The 19,575-nt window shown below is 43.6% G+C and carries 19 protein-coding genes and 2 riboswitches; of the genes, 7 read left to right on the top strand and 12 right to left on the bottom strand.

Going from position 1 to position 19,575, the window contains the following annotated elements; all coding sequences use genetic code 11:
* Nucleotides 1-35 precede the first annotated feature (35 nt).
* The gene (locus NST34_RS00485; protein ID WP_341126934.1) at nucleotides 36-1,127 is read left to right on the top strand and encodes a hypothetical protein; all 1,092 of its coding nucleotides are present in this window, start codon (nucleotides 36-38) and stop codon (nucleotides 1,125-1,127) included.
* 105 nt (nucleotides 1,128-1,232) lie between these two features.
* Here the strand turns inward: NST34_RS00485 and NST34_RS00490 are convergent, their stop codons facing one another.
* Both NST34_RS00490 and tadA read right to left on the bottom strand, forming a co-directional pair.
* Nucleotides 1,233-1,802 carry a GNAT family N-acetyltransferase gene (locus NST34_RS00490; RefSeq protein ID WP_341126935.1) on the bottom strand — a complete coding sequence of 190 codons (570 nt, stop codon included), beginning with the start codon at nucleotides 1,800-1,802 and terminating at the stop codon, nucleotides 1,233-1,235.
* Nucleotides 1,803-1,914: 112 nt separating this feature from the next.
* Nucleotides 1,915-2,388: a tRNA adenosine(34) deaminase TadA gene (gene tadA / locus NST34_RS00495; RefSeq protein WP_218641875.1), complete on the bottom strand. Its 474-nt coding sequence runs from the start codon at nucleotides 2,386-2,388 to the stop codon at nucleotides 1,915-1,917.
* A 442-nt stretch (nucleotides 2,389-2,830) separates the two neighbouring features.
* Between tadA and NST34_RS00500 the strand changes: the two genes are divergently transcribed.
* Both NST34_RS00500 and rluF read left to right on the top strand, forming a co-directional pair.
* Nucleotides 2,831-5,158, top strand: coding sequence for an ATP-binding protein (locus tag NST34_RS00500; protein WP_341126936.1), 2,328 nt, complete (start codon nucleotides 2,831-2,833; stop codon nucleotides 5,156-5,158).
* Nucleotides 5,148-5,849, top strand: coding sequence for a 23S rRNA pseudouridine(2604) synthase RluF (gene rluF, locus NST34_RS00505; protein ID WP_341129490.1), 702 nt, complete (start codon nucleotides 5,148-5,150; stop codon nucleotides 5,847-5,849). The genes NST34_RS00500 and rluF overlap by 11 nt, the downstream gene beginning before the upstream one ends.
* A gap of 99 nt (nucleotides 5,850-5,948) precedes the next feature.
* Here the strand turns inward: rluF and motB are convergent, their stop codons facing one another.
* The gene (gene motB, locus NST34_RS00510; protein WP_042183946.1) at nucleotides 5,949-6,767 is read right to left on the bottom strand and encodes a flagellar motor protein MotB; all 819 of its coding nucleotides are present in this window, start codon (nucleotides 6,765-6,767) and stop codon (nucleotides 5,949-5,951) included.
* The gene (motA, locus tag NST34_RS00515) at nucleotides 6,751-7,554 is read right to left on the bottom strand and encodes a flagellar motor stator protein MotA (RefSeq protein ID WP_076286892.1); all 804 of its coding nucleotides are present in this window, start codon (nucleotides 7,552-7,554) and stop codon (nucleotides 6,751-6,753) included. The genes motB and motA overlap by 17 nt, the downstream gene beginning before the upstream one ends.
* Nucleotides 7,555-7,760: 206 nt before the next feature.
* On the opposite strand from motA, the gene NST34_RS00520 reads away from it, so the two are divergent.
* The gene (locus tag NST34_RS00520; protein ID WP_042131745.1) at nucleotides 7,761-8,054 is read left to right on the top strand and encodes a hypothetical protein; all 294 of its coding nucleotides are present in this window, start codon (nucleotides 7,761-7,763) and stop codon (nucleotides 8,052-8,054) included.
* 228 nt (nucleotides 8,055-8,282) lie between these two features.
* Nucleotides 8,283-8,570: a 4a-hydroxytetrahydrobiopterin dehydratase gene (locus tag NST34_RS00525; protein ID WP_042123209.1), complete on the top strand. Its 288-nt coding sequence runs from the start codon at nucleotides 8,283-8,285 to the stop codon at nucleotides 8,568-8,570.
* Nucleotides 8,571-8,661: 91 nt separating this feature from the next.
* On the opposite strand, the gene NST34_RS00530 is transcribed toward NST34_RS00525, so the two are convergent.
* From NST34_RS00530 to NST34_RS00555, 6 genes are all read right to left on the bottom strand, one after another.
* Nucleotides 8,662-9,018 (bottom strand): c-type cytochrome, encoded by a 357-nt coding sequence (locus tag NST34_RS00530; RefSeq protein ID WP_042183950.1) that lies wholly within the window; start codon nucleotides 9,016-9,018, stop codon nucleotides 8,662-8,664.
* 127 nt (nucleotides 9,019-9,145) lie between these two features.
* The gene (locus NST34_RS00535; protein WP_076286894.1) at nucleotides 9,146-9,631 is read right to left on the bottom strand and encodes a GNAT family N-acetyltransferase; all 486 of its coding nucleotides are present in this window, start codon (nucleotides 9,629-9,631) and stop codon (nucleotides 9,146-9,148) included.
* Nucleotides 9,632-9,886: 255 nt separating this feature from the next.
* Nucleotides 9,887-10,378 (bottom strand): C40 family peptidase, encoded by a 492-nt coding sequence (locus tag NST34_RS00540; RefSeq protein WP_149647695.1) that lies wholly within the window; start codon nucleotides 10,376-10,378, stop codon nucleotides 9,887-9,889.
* Between the two features lie 5 nt (nucleotides 10,379-10,383).
* Nucleotides 10,384-10,525: riboswitch (cyclic di-AMP (ydaO/yuaA leader) on the bottom strand.
* Nucleotides 10,526-10,884: 359 nt separating this feature from the next.
* Nucleotides 10,885-11,313 carry a C40 family peptidase gene (locus tag NST34_RS00545; RefSeq protein WP_042193080.1) on the bottom strand — a complete coding sequence of 143 codons (429 nt, stop codon included), beginning with the start codon at nucleotides 11,311-11,313 and terminating at the stop codon, nucleotides 10,885-10,887.
* Nucleotides 11,314-11,366: 53 nt separating this feature from the next.
* Nucleotides 11,367-11,505: riboswitch (cyclic di-AMP (ydaO/yuaA leader) on the bottom strand.
* A gap of 214 nt (nucleotides 11,506-11,719) precedes the next feature.
* The gene (locus NST34_RS00550) at nucleotides 11,720-12,550 is read right to left on the bottom strand and encodes a hypothetical protein (RefSeq protein ID WP_341126937.1); all 831 of its coding nucleotides are present in this window, start codon (nucleotides 12,548-12,550) and stop codon (nucleotides 11,720-11,722) included.
* A gap of 11 nt (nucleotides 12,551-12,561) precedes the next feature.
* Complete coding sequence (locus tag NST34_RS00555; protein WP_341126938.1) at nucleotides 12,562-14,568, bottom strand: M1 family metallopeptidase; 2,007 nt, start codon at nucleotides 14,566-14,568, stop codon at nucleotides 12,562-12,564.
* 103 nt (nucleotides 14,569-14,671) lie between these two features.
* Between NST34_RS00555 and NST34_RS00560 the strand changes: the two genes are divergently transcribed.
* Nucleotides 14,672-15,178 (top strand): YwhD family protein, encoded by a 507-nt coding sequence (locus NST34_RS00560; RefSeq protein ID WP_341126939.1) that lies wholly within the window; start codon nucleotides 14,672-14,674, stop codon nucleotides 15,176-15,178.
* Nucleotides 15,179-15,279: 101 nt separating this feature from the next.
* Here the strand turns inward: NST34_RS00560 and NST34_RS00565 are convergent, their stop codons facing one another.
* Entirely contained in the window at nucleotides 15,280-15,753 is a 474-nt protein-coding gene (locus NST34_RS00565; protein ID WP_076286897.1) for an AbrB/MazE/SpoVT family DNA-binding domain-containing protein, read from the bottom strand.
* 202 nt (nucleotides 15,754-15,955) lie between these two features.
* Nucleotides 15,956-18,016, bottom strand: coding sequence for a transglycosylase domain-containing protein (locus NST34_RS00570; protein ID WP_076286898.1), 2,061 nt, complete (start codon nucleotides 18,014-18,016; stop codon nucleotides 15,956-15,958).
* Between the two features lie 224 nt (nucleotides 18,017-18,240).
* Here NST34_RS00570 and NST34_RS00575 point away from each other — a divergent pair, with 224 nt between their 5' ends.
* Nucleotides 18,241-19,425 carry a hypothetical protein gene (locus NST34_RS00575; RefSeq protein ID WP_341126940.1) on the top strand — a complete coding sequence of 395 codons (1,185 nt, stop codon included), beginning with the start codon at nucleotides 18,241-18,243 and terminating at the stop codon, nucleotides 19,423-19,425.
* The last annotated feature ends 150 nt before the right edge of the window (nucleotides 19,426-19,575 follow it).

Here is a 19,575-nt window from a genome sequence, read left to right on the forward strand (position 1 = left end):
GAGAGATTTCTTTACAATGGGAGAGGAGAACAATAATGAACAAAAAGTGGGGTTTGTCGGCCGCTGCATTGCTGCTTACAGCAGCAGTAATTCTGCCGGGATGTGGAAGTAAACAGGAGGCGCCAAAAGAGGCCTTAAAATCAGCTGCTACTAAAGCGACTACAATGTCATCCTATGAGATGAAGAGTAAATTCACGATCAACGATCTTACGATCGAGACTTCTGACGCTGAATCTGCTGCAATGACTACACAGGTACTTAGTATGCTTAAGAATGCTGATATTACCATTGATGGGGTATATCAAGCAGAGCCAATGCAGACAGAACTAACTATGATTCTGAATCTGAAGGGCGATATGAGCATGAGCTTTAATGTTCCTATGGTAATGACTGCCGAGAAGTTGTACGTTAAGATTCCATCGATTCCTTTCGTACCGATTCCTGAGACGATCCTCAATAAGTTTGTAGAGGTTGATCTGAAGGCGTTGGCAGAGCAGGAGGGTGCAGAATTTAACCCAAGTACGATGGATACTCAGAAAATGCAGAAGCTGTCTATTGAAGTGGTGGACACTGTCCTAGCTGAATATGACGAAGAAAAATATTTTAACGAGATTGATCCCAAAGATGCTAATTTACCAGAAGGTGTGGAAGCTAAACAGGTCGTTCAGTTCCAAGTGACTAACGATAATGTTAAAGAAGCAATCACTATCTTGGTGAATAACGCCCTGCCTAAAATCATTGATATCGTAAGCAAGGAAGAATACAAGGATATGCTGCAGATTAAAGATGCAGATTTAGCTAAAGCTAAAGAAGAACTGACATCAGGTGAAGCTAGAACTGAATTAGATAAGGGCTTAGCTGATCTTGATAAGTACCTTACCATCAACCAGTTCCACTATAATACTGCGATCAATAAGGACGGATACGCTGTGTATCAGGATTTATTGATGGATATTAAAGTAAATGATCCGGAAGATGGCACAAATGTGGCCTTCTCAGTAAATGGAACGGGCCAATACAGCAAGATCAACGAGAAGCCGGTATTCAAGATTGGTATCCCTCAAGGTGATGATGTAATTACAATGGATCAACTTGGAGAAGAATTCGGTGGTATGGGAACTTATTAATCCCAGTTCGCAAGATTAAGACCCGCATGAGGCGTATATTATACGCCCATGCGGGTCTTTTTTTAGGAAAAAAAGTAGCACTCTTTCCTGCGACAATGCAGAATCTTATTTCCGTTCCTCAGTCAGCACATCTTCGGTTAAGATTGCGTAGGTTTGGTGATCCTGCCACTGTCCATTTATTTTAAGATACTGACGAGCAATCCCTTCAGGTTTGAACCCACTCTTCTCCAGGACTCTTCGGGAAGCTTCATTATGCAATAAAATAGCTGCTTGAACTCTATGTAGACCTAAGGCCCGGAACGCATAGCCAAGGACTAATCCGACTGCTGCTGTCATATAACCTTGTCCTTGCATCCGATGATCCATTAAATATCCTAAATCAGCATATTGTGCTATACCTCGTGAGACGTTGGACAATGTGATCTGACCGATTAGCTGTCCATCCAGCAGATAAATGCCGAACATATAAGCTCTGTCCAGTAGGGCGTCCTCAATACGCTGATTGATGATCCGTTGTTGACTCTCCAAAGTGTAGAATTGCTCATCGCGTTTTGGTTCAAATGGTTCATGTGTTAACCGATTATTCAAACGCAGCTCCAGTAAGTTCTCTGTATCCTTTAGCTCTAGAGGAGAAATATAGATACCATGTGAGGTATGATATAAAGTAAGGGTCATTTCAGGTCTCTCCTTTTTTTAAATATAAGAAAGTATAAGTTTAGCACCTATACTTTATGTTTTATATTTCTCGCTTAAACGCTTACCGTCCTTATAAGGACGCCGAAGGCGTTTATGCTTGTTTCGATGGTTTTTGACGTAAACGACGAAAGAATGAGGTCAGTAGGTCTGCACATTCTTCTTGTAAAATCCCCTGAATCACTTCGGTGCGATGGTTAAAACGCGGTTCTTCAAGCAAATTCATGAGGGTCCCGGCACATCCAGCCTTAGGATCAGGAGTGCCATATACAGTGAGGGGTACTCTTGATTGTACAATCGCTCCCGCACACATAGGACAAGGCTCTAAAGTAACATACAGCTGGCAATCCAGCAGTCGCCATGAGTTCATGACATTGCTGGCCTCACGAATGGCAACCATTTCTGCATGAGCTGTAGAATCCATTGTAGTTTCTCTTAAATTGTATCCACGTCCGATAATTTCACCATGCCGTACGATGACCGCCCCAATGGGAACCTCCCCTAATGCTTCAGCCTTGCGGGCTTCTGCTATCGCCTGCCTCATCCAGTGTTCATGAACCGCTCGCATATCATCTAGCGATTCACCTGCTTTAATATTCAAGATCATCTTCCCTTCCTTTATATCCATTGTACAACGAACAAATATTCGTTCTTAACAAAATGTGCATAACTCTGTGGATAACCGCCTACTTATACACATTTTTGTACACATCGTTTTATAATAAAATGTTTATATGTGCATAAGCTGTGGATGGTTTCTTAAAATATAAGAAAGTATAAGTTTCACGCTATACTTTGTCCTTATATTTCGCGCTTAAATGCTCCCCGTCCGTATAAGGACGCCGAAGGCATTTATACTTGTATATTGTAGAGAAAGACCTTTTGAATTTCAATATTTCTTGAATTGGAACGCTACATTGAAATGTCTTTTCAAATGTGAGGGCAAAAGGTATGATGTTTATTGTAGGCCCCGCAAGGATTTACCAGTGGATAAGAGGTGAACAAACAGTTTGTCCATAAAGACAAAACTATCTGCTATTATTTTTGGGGCGGTGTTGCTAATTTTAGCACTGAACCTGACATTTAACCTTTATGCCGCCCAAAATAATCTACGGAATGAAAGTATTAATAATATGCAACTAACCGCTATGCAAATGGCCGTTTCTGTAGAACAAAGTAACTATAGCTCTAACTATGTAGAATATCAAATTGCGCATAATTTAAGGATGGCGGCTATCTTTGCCTCCGAGGAGCTGGACCCCGACTATAGGAATGTGACGAATGAAGAACTTAAGGCCCTAACTTCCAAGGTGGGCGTGTCTAATATTTCAATTCTGGTAAAGACTGATAACGATATTGTAATAGCGAGGTCTTCGCTACCTAGTGATATTGGGGTGTCCACAAAGGACTGGGGGTACTGGTATCTGGCCTTTTTGGAGTTGTTCGATAATCAGGAGGTATCCGTGGGTCAGGGGCAGGCCATGGACCATTTTTGGTCAGGCCCTTTTGATTATTCAACCTACAATCTTGATTTCATTGAAAAATGGGGATATTACCATGATGAAGAGAGCAACTACATCATAAATCCTGTTATTCTCAATACTGCAGCCAGCGACTATGTCAAGATTACCAATCCCGATCAAATCGCAGCGCAGACTAAAGAAGCTAATCCAGGGATCTTAGAACTCACAGGATTTAACCCAGTAACATTTGGTTCAGCAAGTATGAAGGCTGACGGAACTGACACATTGAATAAGAATCTTGGTAACCGTCCCATTAAGTACGGCACCTATACTTATGGTAATGTGGAGCAGGATAGAACAGCGATTCTATTGGCTCAGGAGAAGCAGAAGCCGGTTACACTGGAGGCGAAAGTGCTTGGAAAAAGAGTGCTCAAAAGCTTCATCCCTATCCAATCTCCTGGACTGAAAGCTTATGTGATTGGTGTCGTTTTGGATTACTCCGTGATTTCATCTGTGGTTCATGAACAATTAATTAATAATCTGACAACTTCACTGTTATTACTTACATTATTCTTGTTATGCAGTTACATACTGTCTGGATTTGTTACTCGTCCTATTCAGGCGATACTTGCCAAAGTGAACGATGTAGCCAAAGGGAAATTCGAGCCTCCACTTAAGGTAACTAGCCGGGATGAGTTAGGGCAACTGGCACTACGAATCAACGCTATGACGGCTCATCTCATGCAGCGCACTAATCGACTCAAACAGACACTGGAAGAGAACCGAGCAGTTAAGGAGCATTTGGAATCAGTCATTAATGGAACCTCTGATGCGATACATACTATCGATATGGACGGCCGAATTACTAGTACGAACAGAGCCTTCGAAGAACTGTATGGATGGAGTGCCAAAGAGGTGCTAGGGAATAAGCCTTACCTTGTGCCTGCGACAGCGCTTAAGCAGGAGGAAGAGCGGCTTGATGCGTTAAAGAGTGGTGCGGTTCTACCACCAATTGAAACGGTAAGACTTAAACGTGATGGAACAATTGTTGAAGTTAGTGTTAGTACCTCAGTGATTCGTGATGAAGACGGGTATCCACATTCCTTTATTCACGTCTCACGTGATATGACGGAACGTAACCGAATGGAGGAACTGCTTAGACGCTCTGAGAAGCTGACTACAGTTGGTCAATTAGCCGCGGGAGTAGCTCATGAGATTCGTAATCCTCTTACGACGCTAAAAGGATTTCTGCAGCTTCAACAAGAAAAGCAGATTTTGGTCCCCCTCCATATTGAACTGATGTTGTCCGAGCTCGAGCGGATTAATCTGATCGTAAGTGAATTTTTGATTTTGGCCAAGCCTCAAGCTGTTCATTTTCAGGAAAAAGATGTGCGGGATATCCTTGGTGATGTGGTTTCTCTATTAGACAGTCAAGCTCATTTGTTTGGGATTCAGTTTAGTGCGACATTCTCTGAATATCCATCCACCGTACATTGTGAAGTGAACCAGCTAAAGCAGGTGTTTATTAACATCGTCAAAAATGCTATTGAAGCTATGCCTGATGGTGGTGTGATTTCAATGGAGTTAAGAAATACCTTGGATTCTGTCTTCATTCTTATTTCAGATCAAGGCGAAGGAATTCCTAAGGATATGCTGCCTAAGCTGGGTGAGCCCTTCTTCACCAATAAGGAGTCGGGAACAGGCTTAGGGCTAATGATTAGCCAACGTATTATTCAGGCTCATAAGGGTCATTTGGAAATACAAAGTGAAGTGGGTCAAGGGACAACTGTTATGATCAAGCTGCCTGCAGCTGGTACGGATACCCCTTGGCTTAATATTAAGGATGAACGGAGTGAAGGACAACGTGAGAATTAATAAATTCATCAGTGAGACAGGGTACTGTTCACGCCGTGAAGCAGATAAGCTGGTGGAAGGTGGTAGAGTTACGATCAACGGAGAACCTGCTGTGCTTGGCAGTCAGGCCGTTCCAGGCGATGATGTGAGAATAGATGGTGTTGCGCTTGAAACATCAAGCCAGACGGTTTACATTGCGTTAAACAAGCCAGTGGGTATCACTTCAACTACAGAGCAGCATATTAAGGGGAATATTGTTGATTTTGTAGGTCATCATGAGCGAATCTTCCCGATTGGGCGACTCGATAAGGATTCAGAAGGATTGATTTTGCTTACCAACGATGGGGACATCGTTAACAAGATTTTACGGTCCGAAGGTCGGCATGAAAAAGAGTATGTTGTTACTGTAGACAGACCGATTACGCCATCATTTATTACCGGCATGTCCAGCGGCGTAAAGATATTAGGTGAGAAGACGCTACCTTGTGAGGTCACTCGTATTACAGAGCGTGTATTCCGTATTATTTTGATGGAGGGTAAGAATCGTCAGATCCGCCGTATGTGCAGCGCTTTTGGCTACGAGGTTAGAAAGCTTCAACGCATTCGGATTATGAATATTCGTCTAGGGGCATTACAAACAGGAGAATGGCGTGAGCTGTCTGCTGAAGAGAAGCAAGAACTTGGAGCTACACTGAACTACGAACTTCTATAACTTAGAAATGCCTAGATTTGAATACAATGTATCAAAAAAGAGCTGTTCCATCGGTCTAAGACCTTGGGACAGCTCTTTATGTTTGTAATAGGATAACCATTATTCATCGGAAGGAGCAATACCTGAGAACTCTTTGGTTTCTTGATATTTACGAATAATGGATACTTCAACCCGGCGGTTCTTACTTCGTCCAACAGCTGTTGTATTTTCAGAAATGGGGTGGTATTCCCCGTATCCAATCGCACTAAATTTCCGTGGATTCAGGTTCGTATTTGTTAGCAAGATCTTCATGAACTGAAGGGCGCGATCGGCGCTCAGGTCCCAGTTGGAAGAATAGTCGCTATTAGAGATAGGGATATTATCGGTATGTCCTTGCACGACTACGTCATAATCCGGGAATTGCTGCAGCATGGTTGAGATGGACTTTGCTAATTGCCGAGAATCATCTTTAACTACTGCCTGTCCGGATGCGAACAACGCGTTATCACTTATCGTAATCATAAGCTGGGATTGATTGAGCTTAGTACTGAGTAGATCGGTAAGGCCGTTCTTGCTGATATATTGATCAAACTGCTTCTTAAGCTTCTCTAAATCCTCTTGTTCCTTTTGCCGCAGCTTAGCCATTTCTGTTTGTTCATTTTTCTTGGTTACTGATTTATCCATTTGATCATTTTTTCCTAAATCCTCTTGACTCTTAGATGGCATTGCCGCCCGCTCTTCAAGAACACCTGTACCGCCATTAAGAGCAGAACTGAAGGCTTGACTCATCTCTTCGAATTTTTTGGCATCCGTTGCACTCATAGAATACATTACGATGAACAAGGCTACCAGAAGGGTCATAAGATCAGAATAAGGCAGTAGCCACGATTCATCGGCGTGTTCTTCATGCTCTTCGTGTCGTCTAGTCTTTTTGCTCACCCGATCCACTCTCCTTCTCATCATTTAACTTAGCTCGTTCCGAAGGTGTCAGGAAGACAGCAAGCTTCTGATTGATGGCAATAGTGGATACACCGGATTGTATGGACAAAAGACCTTCGACCATCATCATTCGAACTTCAATTTCACGTTTGGAAAGTCGTTTTAGCTTATTGGCAATAGGATGCCATAATACGTAACCTGTAAAGATACCGAGTAGTGTTGCGATGAAGGCAGCCCCGATTGCTGCAGCCAATTTGTTCATATCACTCATATCAGCCAGAGCGGCTATAAGTCCGATAACGGCCCCGAGTACGCCAAGTGTAGGAGCATACATACCTGCTTGTGAGAAAATGAGTGCGCCTGCTTTATGTCTATCCTCTGTGGCGTGGATGTCCTCCATGAGAACATCGCGGACAAAATCCTGATCATTTCCATCAATAATCATCCGCATGCCATTTCTGAGGAAGTTATCTTCTATTTCATCGACTTTCGACTCAAGAGCCAGCAGACCTTCACGCCGTGTAATAGAAGCCCACTCCATGAACATAGTAATTAATTCGGATTTACTGATTAATTTCTTTTTGACAAAAATCATTTTAAACAGACTTGGAATCTTCTTGACCTCCGAGAACGGAAAGGCCATAAAGATGGAAGCTGCCGTACCCACTAAGATAATAACGTAAGCAGCAGGTGTGGCTAAAGCGTGAAGAGGAGCGTGCTTGAGGATCATACCCCAAATAACTGCAACTAGACCAAAAATTAAACCAAGTATTGTTGAAATTTCCATTATGCACCTCGTCCATGAGATTATAAGATGTGTTCCGACAAAGCCGCGTATATCATCCTTGAAACAGCGGCAAGGCACTCTGTTCGAAACCGAATAACGTATATTCTTATTTATCGACATCATTCCGTTTTTTGTGAAGTCATTTTTTCGGCTATAATGGATAAGGTAAGTAATTATTCATCTGTGGAGAAAACGGAGTGATACATGTGGGTGTAAAGCATGGTAGAGATTACGGTGAAATCCTAACGGATTTGACTGAGGCTGTCGGAAGAATTTCCGATGGGTACTTATTTTTTGAAATGGATCCGGAAGAGTGGCAAGAATTGCCGCAGGAATCCAAGATGGAGGTATGGGAGGCACTGGCTGAGGATCTTTTCTTCGCGCTGGGTAATGAACCTATGATTGAGGTGGGGAGCGGCGTTATCATCTACGATAAGGACACTCACCGCATTAATATTTTAGTCGGAGAAGAGGATTTAGCCTCTGTTGTTTTGATTTAAGAAGAGGCGGCGGCGGGGCGTAATTTGCCCGTAGTTAGTAGCCCGTGTTAAAATTGGTGTAGCCGAGTTATAATCGCTGGGATTCTTGAATACATTTAATCGAAAATATTGCCTTTATCCTGGCACATCCCTTGGACCTCAGAAGCTAAGGGATGTTTTGTTTAACGAATAAGACGAGTAAAGGGACCTGCGGATTTTACTGCAATTTTTAGTAAGGGAGGAAACGAATTGTTATTTACCGAAGAAGAACTGCGTGAGCAGATCAGCAAGCTGGAAGGTTGGAAGCTGGAAGAGAATACCATGGTGCGAAAATATATGTTCAGCCAATATATGAAGGGTATTGCTTTCGTTGATGAAGTAGCCACCATTTCAGAAGCCTTTGATCACCATCCACATATTACGATTGATTATAAGACAGTGACTTTACGACTGAAATCAAATGAGGAAGACGGTATTACAGCTCTAGATATTCGAGAGGCACATGAATTTAATGAAGCCTTTGAGAAAAATCGTTAGTGTCACCTAAACTCATAAATAAACGCCCGTGCGCAGATAGTGAACTATCTTCTGGCACAGGCGTTTTTTGTTGCTTAGGTAGTAGTTACTGTTACTTTTTCTCTGAGAGCCAGAGGGCGACGTTTGCAATCTCCTCAGGGGCTAGCTTTTCTTTAAAGGAAGGCATTTGACCTCGTCCTTTAGTGACGATACTGTAGATTTCTTCAGCATCATGCTGACCGCCTTCATTTTGAAGACTGGGTCCAACTCCACCTTGAAGCTGATCGCCGTGACAGGTGATACAGCTGGCTTTCACGGTTGCTTCGGCCTTTGCCGCATCCAATTGGACTTCCGGCATCGTCGGCTTATTCTGTTCAGCTACCTCTTCTTTACCTGGAAGTGTAAACATAAGTACTACCGCAAAGGCACAGGCGGCAAAAAACAAACCGCTCATGATCCATTTCTGCATCCCAGTTCGTCCCTTCTATGTAAGCTGCTCCCTACATTATAGCTCAAGGTGAAGCGTTATCATAGGGTTTGTGACAAAAAAATGAACGATAATACCATCAAATCATTGAAAAATATGGAATTTAATATTATTTATCATAGACCATGCAATAAAAAGGTTTGTTTCCTGTGGGGGTTAGGCGTTCATACGTATCGGTAATCGTAAATCCACACTTTTGGTAAGTTCGGATCGCCCGCTGGTTCCAGGTCAATACCTCTAGATCAATCTCACGCTCAGGATAACGAAGCAAGGCTGCTTGCACGATTGCATCCATGAATATTTTTCCTAGACCTTGACCGCATAGATCAGGGCGCATACCAATCCCCAAGCGAACAACACCTTCCATTGGAAACAACTGCGCGAATCCACACAAAATCCCTTGCCCATTTAATATGGAGACATATTGCTCATTCCGTAGCTGCGGGTCACCGAACTCGATTCCAAGAGCCTGCATTTGCTCCCACGGCATCCAGCCGTAAATATTATAAGGGGCAGTGTAATCCCAGTTGCAAATCTCTTCCGCGTGACTGGTCTCCATAGGCGCTACATGAAAAGTAACAGAGGGATTTATCATAAGGTCAAGGACCTCCTTTCACGGGGGGACTTAAAATGTCTTATATTTCTAGCTTAAAATACTTATGGTCCTTATAAGGATATCGAAGGCGTTTATGCTTGTAACTAATTATATACAAAAAGAGGCATGGTCGACTCAGAAATTTATGAGGATTATTGTTTTACAAATTCTGAGAGGGGTAAATACTAAATAAGACAAAAAACAAGCTCTTCCCCAAGAATCAACATCTTGGAAAAGAGCCTATGTACGATTTACTTATTGAACATCATCATTATCTTCTGTCTCAGAAGCAACAGAATGATAAGCATCCGTGCTCATAATTCGTTTAGCACCGATGTAGCGTTTCACGTAGTAGCTATCACTCAGGGAGCTAATTGTTACACCGCGTGAGGTAGATGCGTGTGCAAACTTGCCTTCACCGACATAAATACCGACATGGGAGACACCCTTACCACTTGTATTGAAGAATACAAGATCTCCAGATCTTAAATCATCTTGGGAGATAGCAGTACCCATTTGATACTGGGAACCTGATTGGTGTGGTAGGTTTATACCAATTTTATCAAATACATACATTGTAAATCCGGAGCAATCAAATCCATTTGTGGAGATGCCGCCGGATACGTACTTAGTTCCGATGGTCTTGTCGATCACTTTATCCATTTTGGAATCCGCGAAAGCGCTTCCTGCTCCGATGGTGAAAATAATGGAAAAGCTAAGTACTGCTGCTGCTAGCTTCTTCTTCAAAAGTTTATACCCCTTCCGGATGCCTACGAGGTTAGCTTAAGGGTTCGGTTGAAGGTCCCCTATGACCCCTCTAAAAATGGAGGTCAATTCACCCAAAGTTGGTTCCCCCGTTTTCCTAATAGTTAGGAAACTCGGCTAATACTGTTGATTAGGAATAGCTTGTAATCAATACATGACAAAACCTTTGTAAATAACAACTTAATGATTACAAAAATGTTACTAAAATCTTACTGCAGTTATTGTAACAAACAGAGTGCCGCTTGGCAATCGTTTTTAACATAATCATGCAGAAAAATTCGTTTTTTTAAAGACAAAATGCATATGTAAGCGATAATATTAAACTAATTTTTATATTTATTGAAATTTTTATCAAATAAAAGTGTTTAAAGTCCGTTCTAGAGGTGTAAAGAATATAATAAGGCAAAAGAAAACCTGGATTCGATTAAGTCAATAATCAAACCCAGGTCTATATAATGTAATTGTGAGGTTATAGTTGTGGGGAAGTATTAATCGTAGGCTATAGCTTGATATGAGGAAGTACTCATTACTCTTTTAGCACCAACGTAGCGATTGGCCCAGTAGGACTGGCTAAGTGAAGTGATGGTCACGCCATATGAAGATGATGATTGTGCGAATTTTCCGTTTCCAACATAAATGCCGACATGGGATACGCCGTTGCCCAATGTGTTAAAGAAAACTAGGTCACCTGAACGCAATTTGCTTTTGGCTACAGGAGTTCCGACATTATATTGAGCTTTTGAAGTACGGGGCAAAGAAAGACCCACCTTCTTGAATACATACGTAGTAAATCCAGAACAGTCAAACCCGGCAGTGCTAGTGCCTCCGGTTTTATAGGCAACTCCAATTGTCTTTGAAATAACACTGTCCATCTTAGAATCTGCAAAGGCACTTCCTCCACCAATAGAGAACGCCATCACAAGTCCTAGCGCCGCAGCGACGCATGCTTTTCTTAAATTCTTCAAAAAAATTGTACCCCTTCCAATGCCTGTGAGGTTAGCTTAAGGATTCGGTAGAAGGTTCCCCTATGATCACTGCAAAGCGAGATCAATTCACCCAAAATATGGTTCCCCCACTTCCCGGTGCAAGGAATTCGGCGTTTTATGCACCAGATAGTGACTTATCGACATGACTACGACAAATACATGAAGTTATGTAGAAATCGTTTCAAATGATTACAAACTTGTTACCAATGGAACAGGACTTATTGTAACAAAGTCTTTACGATTTTGCAAATCCTCATAATTTGTCTATAACGCGAAAGAGTCCCAGCTCCTGATTCAGGAACCGGGACTCTTATATTATGTTCTGTAATGCTTCAAATTATTGTGGAAATGCTTTACTGTGCCATAGATGATATTGAGCTGAAATTCCCCACATTTTGAAGAGTGTTGAGGGCAGTGATGAAAGTTGACGAATAAGAAGTGCTGGTAGGCCAGGACAGAAGATACCCGTTAGTCCGCACACTAGCAAAAGGATCAGGCCTGCTGCACCAAGTATGATTGAAATTCCTATTGCCGGAATCAGCGACTTCAAGCAAATGAATAAGGAGGAGAACATCCCCGTGCCGCTGGTATAACCAAACTGCATATATAGAAGGAACAGGCGCACGATAAAGATGTATATAAGCCATGCCAATACGTATGGAACTAAATGAAGTAACAAAGAGTAGTTCAGAAAGGAGGACAAGAATAGCCCGTACATTTTTGGAGCAAGCCAGTATAACGGAAGTAGAGCCAGCACCCATTCGATTAGACTGAAGATAAACACTGGAAATCCATAAAGCTTCATACCGGGAAAAAAGAACAGGCCACGCTCTCCTTTTCGCTCCTGATGGAGTTCATGCAGTAATCCTGCCCTTATGAAGGGGGAGAGTAGCAGTCGTAAGACAACAAGTCCTAGGAACATCCATAACCAAGTACGTATCGCAGGATCTGTGTTCAAGCTGAACTGCCCTTCGACATAATAGAGTAGTCTGCCCATTCCGCTGCCTCCAGCGTCTTTATCTGGATAACGTAGTAGAATTGGAACGATAGCAGATCGGATGAAGCCGTACATAAAGTAGCCCCAGAGCAGTCGGTAGATGAAGAGCAGAATCAGAATATAAAATTGCTCCTTCATGCTTTGCCAGCCGCGGGTTATCGATGTTCTCACAATCATTCACCTCACCAGACAAGAGTTCCGAGCACGGTTTCAACTAGTTTAGTTACACTTAATGTCCAGCGGGAGAGCGTTTTGGGCTCTATTTCCGCCAGTCTGAAGTTATTAAGATGTTTGTTTTCTAACAGAATGGTATGCTCAGGATCAACCTCAGCAGAGAGCAGAAGCTTATCGCTTAACAATTGGAAGGTAGTCTCTGCTCCTTCACCGCTCCAGACCCGCTCTGTAGCAGAGCCATCGGCGAATGTGAATTTAATGGGAACGTCAACGTAATGGCTCCCTTTGTTTGTAATCTTTACTATGGATTCATAGCTCTGAGCATCGCTGTTGCCATTCTTTTTAATCGTAATCGTATCTACTGAGAAATCAGGAGCACCACCACCATAAATATAATCTTCGAAATAAGGCTGCCATGATTTTTTGGTTACCTTCTCAATGACTTTTTGAAAATCAGACGTAGTGGGGTGCTGGAAACGGAATTTACGTGCGTAAGTGGACATGATGCTGTTCATTGCCTTAGTGCCTACTTGGCGTTCAATATCCTTAAGTACTAGCTTTCCGCGAATATACACATTCCGGCTATAGGATTCTGCCCCGGTATATTTCCATGTTTCTAAATTTAGCGGCTCTGATTTGGTCACCAAGCTGGACTGAAGAGGGAGATTCGTTTTGATGCCATATTCTTGCTCCATGAGTCTGTCTTCAGCATAAGAAGTGAAGCTTTCATCTAGCCAAGCCTCTTCGAATTCATTGCTGGCTACCATGCCGTAAAAGTATTGATGGCCAATTTCATGAACGACGGTTCTTTCAAGTGAGGTGTCAGGAGAAGAGTCTGTGGCTCCAAATGCTGTAATGAGTGTTGGATACTCCATTCCTCCAGCCCCATTCCCCTCCTTAGGCGGAACGATAATAGACAGAGTCGAGTAGGGGTAAGGACCATACCATTTGCTGAAGTAGGTCAGAGCTGCCTTAGCGGCCTGAAGGTATCGTTCCTTTAAGTCTTTGTGTAATGGATCGAGATACACCTTAATCCGTACACCAGGCACTTCTGGCGTAGAGAAGGCTTCTTCGGCTACTGTAAAATCAGGGGATGCCGCCCACGCAAAGTCATGGACATCGTCAGCGTAGAACTGATATATTTTTTGATCTTGCTTTAGCTTGGCATTCTTCACAGGAAATCCGGTCGAAGCTACCGTGTAGTCGGAAGGAACCGCAATCGTTACATTAAAGATGCCAAAATCGCTGTAAAACTCAGAGGTGCCGTGGTACTGATGCAAATCCCAGCCTTCCTCCTTAACCCCACGTGTGCCCATAGGCTCGTATACACTAAGTTTAGGGAACCATTGCCCAGCCATCACGAAATTGCCGGATGCGCCCATACGGGCAAATATTTTGGGGAGCTGGACCTCGTACTGGAGTTTAAGCGTGACACTTTCTCCACCATTAACCTGCTGTGGGAGATGTACCTTTAGGAGTGTCTTATCGTTGACGTTACCATCATCGGGTTGTACAAATTGCACTCTTTGCATTAGTGATGTTCCTTCTGTTGTGCGCAAATCGGTTAAAGTCATACTTCCGAAGCCGTTCTCTGGCATGGTGTCACCTCTGAGCGTTCCCCCGGACTCCTTCATAAAGGTAGTATCTGGTGAAGCAAAAGCATTTGGATACATATGAAAATATAGATCACTTACCGGTTTTACACCGGGGTGTGTCCAGGTTACCGTCTCAGAAGCGATTAAGGTTTCTGTATCAGGAACAAGCTGAACATCGATGTGATACTCGACAACTCGTTGACTTAATGCCTCTTCTGCTGGAACGGGGGCGCTTTCAGGCAGTGTCTGTTGTGGTGCAGCTGCAGGAGCTGTGCCGCTTGAGGACTTGGCCTCTTTTGAAACAAAGCTAGTAACAGAAGATGTGGAGTTATCCCCCGAATAGACCCATATGCCTCCTAATAGCACGAGGGTGGCCAGGGTCGCAAAGATGATGATGTACCTTAATGACAGTGACTTCATAGTGTGATTCCTCCCGTGACAAGCATCTACGGGATGTATATGTTTGCAATCGCCGCATTATTAGCTAAAATTAAATTATTCGTAAGAGGAAGGGTGTGCACTCGTGGACAACATACAACCGGAGGGCAAGAAACAGATTGCCTTAAATATTGTGAATGCCAAAAGTAAACATAAAGGCTTTGGAGCAGGCTCTATAGAGCTCAATAACGTATCGCCTGTCATTATTGATGGCGGTGAAGCAGTCATTGATATTGGTGCCATGCATGCCAAGAGTAAGGTTGAAAAGGGGATTAAATTCTCCATGAACCGTGAAGATGTACCTAATGGTAGACAGGTTTGGGTAGTATGGGTAGCAGTGGACCGTACACAGGATAGTCAATTCTATGGTGGAATAACGGCCTGCGAAATGTGGATCGATACGGAAGCGCGTCGTGGTTGGAAAATTCTCGCCGAGCATGTCAATAAGTTGGATGCTGCTCTAAAACGCAAAATCGATGTGGGAGGGCTTGGCGCAGTTGAAAAAGCTGCTCTCAAATCCCTCTTGATCTCTCATAATGAGGCATGGTGGACTGCGTCCTCCGATGAGCTTAAGGCTACACTGAACGAGTAGGAATGAATTACCCGGTCAAGGTTACCTGATACAGAAAAAAGGCTTCGACATCCTGAAATAGGAGAGTCGAAGCCTTTTTGAATTGAACACAATGAATTAGTTTACGATTTGCCTGCCGTACTAAGTTTGCGTTTGAGTTGACTTACTCTGGCTTGACTGATCCCAAGAATTTCAGCAAGCTCTTTCTGATTGGCATATGGATGTTCTTCTATGGCCCGCTCCAGGCGTTGGCACATATCCTCTGTCTTCGTCTTCCGGATCGTGCTGCTGTGTTCTGACACTTCGCCTGCAAAATCTTGGCGCGCCTCAGGCACTTGAGACATGCGTTCAGGGTCGGCAATTTCTTTTAGACAGCTACTGCAAATAAATTGCTCTTTATAGTAGGTGACATGGTCGTGGCTTCTGCAAAACGTACATTCTGTCGAGGTGTACTTCCTGAGTATGATGGTGTTATCGTTTAATATAAAAAATTCGATAGGATCACCAATGTCGATATTACGAGTCATACGGATTTCTGCGGGAACCACAATTCTCCCAAGACTGTCTAAACTCCGGATCATGCCTGTATCCTTCATCCCATGTCCCTCATTTACATCTTTATATTTTGGTTGCTACTAACTATTATAGCAGTAATTGTGAGTTAAGAGAATGGGGTGAATATAATTAATGAAGCGGTTACATCCTTTGTGGGAGAAGTGAAAATCGAGTTTGGCCATCCTATGGATTCTACAATAAATAAGTAATAAAAAAGAAAAACCTCTTCAATTAATGAAGAGGTTAATTCAACCACCAGCGTTTAATATTGTTCCACAGGGAACGACTTTCTTCAGCAGGATCTACTTTGCTTTGTACATCATCGACAGCGGGAGCTTTGCCATGTTGATCACAGTATTCGGTGGGCTCAGTTCCACTAATGAAAGTCTCCAGTTCTTTTTCGGGACAGGCTGCTGTAGCTAGCTTACCGGATTGCGGATTGATGTATACACTGACTACGCCATCTGGAATGGGAAAAATCTTAGGCGGAATATTTTCCAACGCTTTTTCAGTAAACTCCGCGAAAATTGGAGCTGCCCGTCGGCCATCGGTAGTTGTGATGTCGCGCCCCTTGTCATATCCAACCCAAACTGCAGTGGACAGCTCGGGGGTGAAGCCTACCATCCAGCCGTCTGTATCCGTAGTTCCAGTCTTGCCGGCTACCGGACGTTTGATTATAGAAGCTACGCGGTTTCCTGTCCCCCCAGTCTCAAATACTCCCTCCATTAAACGGGTCAGCACATAGGCGGCAGAAGGCTCTACAATGGCTTCACCCTTTGGCTGTGGTGCTTCATACAGCACCATACCATTAGAATCCGTTATTTTTAGAATGGCTGTGGTGGGCATTTTCTGACCACTGTTTCCAATAACAGCGAATGCCGCAGCCATTTCTAGCGGACTGATCGGTGAGGTGCCGAGTGCCAGTGACGGCACGCTTTGAAGCGGACTATCAATGCCCATCTTGCCTGCCATCTCGCTCACCTTATCCGCGCCGATCTTCATGATCGTATTCACGGCATAGATATTGTCGGATGCTGCAATGGCTTGTCGCATATTGATTTCGCCCAGATACTTATCCCCGAAGTTCCGAGGCTGGTAGGTTTTGCGATTGTTATCATAATGGAACATCGTTGGCTGGCTTTTGAAAACGGAAAGACCAGTCATCTCTTTAGAAGAGAGTGCTGCTAAATACATGATCGGCTTAAAGGACGAGCCAGGCTGACGTGTGGTGGCTAGAGCATGGTTGTATTGGTTGGTACGATAATTTTTTCCGCCGACCATAGCTTTAATGTAGCCAGTGCGAGGATCAATGGAAACAAGAGCGGTCTCCAGATCACTCTTTTGATCCATCTCTTTGTCGACTGCTTGTTCTGCGGCATGCTGCATGTCAGGGTCAAGGGTAGTGTAAACATTTAGTCCCCCTTGTTCCAGCTCATCACTGCTGATGTGAAGAGATTCTGTGGCCAGATTGCGGATATAATCTCTGAAATAAGGTGCAACCACAGTGGTATCCTTCTGGCCTTGTGGCTTTAAGTTCAAGTCCTCCTGAACAGCCTGTCCTGCTTCTTCTTGTGTGATTTCTCCTAAATTGGTCATGACAGTCAAAATGATTTTTTGGCGTTTTTTAGCGTTGTCTAAATGATTGTACGGCGAATAATAGGTTGGTCCTTTTGGAATCCCAGCTAGCATGGTACTCTCTGCCAAGTCTAAGTCTGCTGCAGATTTACCAAAATACATTTGAGAGGCTGCTTCAATGCCATAGGCACCATGGCCATAGTAGATGTTATTTAAATACATGTTCAAGATTTCATCTTTGCTGTATTTCATCTCGAGCTGCATCGTATACAAGGCTTCTTTAGCTTTACGCGTCCACGTCTTCTCGTGGGAGAGATAAAGATTTCTCGCGAGCTGCTGAGTTAGCGTGCTAGCCCCCTGCGTTCGGTTTCCCTCTTCCAGATTGACGAGCACGGCCCGAGCCATCCCCTTCATGTCAAATCCGGAATGCTCGTAAAACTTACGATCCTCGACGGCTAGTGTGGCTTCAATGAGCAGGGGAGAAATTTGACTTAATTTGACCGGTTCACGGCTACGCCCGTCTGAGGTAAAGGTGGCAAGAATATTGCCCCTGGAGTCGAGTAGCTTGGAGCGCACATCGTCGCCAATGGGAGGGAGATCTTTTTGGTATAGGTAACCGAGCAGAGCTCCCGTGGTCAGTAGAAACAATATAATCATGGCTACCAGCAGCCGGAATAAACGGCGGAAGCGGCTTTTTCGTTTGGGTGGACTCGTTGATTCACGTGACATGACACCAGACTCCCTTCTCCTTGTATTATGGGAAAGGAACTGGAAGGATATTCATTGTATAACTAGGTGATCTGTTAAAGGGACTATCGCTGGAGGAGATTTAAATAGGAGATGACAAACTGTTTCCATTTTGTGACTATTCAATGGTGGATCATGCGTGCTTCAGGAGGTATAAAAGAGTAGAGATTAAAAGCTAGGGTATATATACAATAGGAGGTGTCACTATGAACTGGACGAAGAAGATTCACAGAACGACAATAACCGCCCTTTCGGCGACGCTAATAATGGTTTCAGGCTGGGGTGCATCAGCTTCTTCTGTACATGCTGCGGCATCGGCTACACCAGCGGCGTGCGGCACTGGAGATCATGGGCTACTACAGTCTCTGCAAAACAAGCATTCAGGAGACGTATCCACACCGCTTACCTTTTCTGATGTTCAGTTTCTGAATGGAGATATCGGACGGGCAGCAGGCAATGGATTTATGATTGGCACTTCTGATGGAGGCTGCAATTTTCAAGAAATTTATGAAGGCCAATGGAGCTTTAAGCAGATTGATTTTCCCGATAACGTGCATGGTTTTGCCCTTGCTTCTGTAGAAGACGGTCAAGCTCGATATTTAATCAGCACCTCTAATGGCGGCTCAGAATGGAAAAGACTTTCGAATAAAGCTGTTAGCTTTGAAAGAATCGATTTTATCGACAGTAAGATTGGTTTCGGGTATAACAGGGCATCAACGTATTACACCAAGGACGGGGGACTTAGCTGGAGTAAGATTTCAACCCCATCCAATACACGCGGTGTTTATTTCAGTGATCGTAATACCGGCTGGGCCGTTGTAACTGTGCCTGGAACCAGCTACCGGATAATGAAGACCGCAGATGGTGGAAAAACTTGGAGTTTATCGTTAAAGGTAGCCTTTACCGATCCAGAGTATGGGCAAATCACTTCAAAGGGAGATCAAGTTGATGTGGTTCTCTATGGCGGCTCAGGGATGAGTCAAACCTCATACTCCCTATATACAAGTACGAATAAGGGTAAAAGCTGGAATAGAGTGATCGCTCAGGAAACTGCTGGGGGTGGGCCTGCTCCGGGTAATGGAAGAGCTGTAGTAAATAAAGGGCCTGCGTCTGGCAGACCGGGAAATTTGGAGCTGATAGGGAACAATACGACCTTCTTGGTGGGTTATTCCGACGCAGCAGAAAAAGTAGCGGTAGGACGCACATATAACGGTGGCAAGCAGTGGACCAATCTTCCGACGATTGCTGGGTATGAAGGAGTAATCTCGTTCACTAGTAATAAAGAAGGCTGGCTAGCCGTTCGCGAACGCGATTATTCATCGTTATATGTAACTAAAGATGGCGGCGCATCTTGGCAACTTAGATTTTCGTTGAAAATTTTGTCCTTGTAACGGGCGGGTTAGTAAAGGTAGCGGCGAGCATAGCTTTTAGTTTTCTAAACGGTTCCTAAGGGAACCGTTTTTTTTGTGATTATGAAGTTGGTTGCACTTGTGTACAGTTTTACTACATGTTCCAAGTGTGCTTTTATCCATCAATATGGT

Source organism: Paenibacillus sp. FSL H7-0714 (assembly GCF_038003765.1).
GTDB lineage: Bacteria > Bacillota > Bacilli > Paenibacillales > Paenibacillaceae > Paenibacillus_AQ.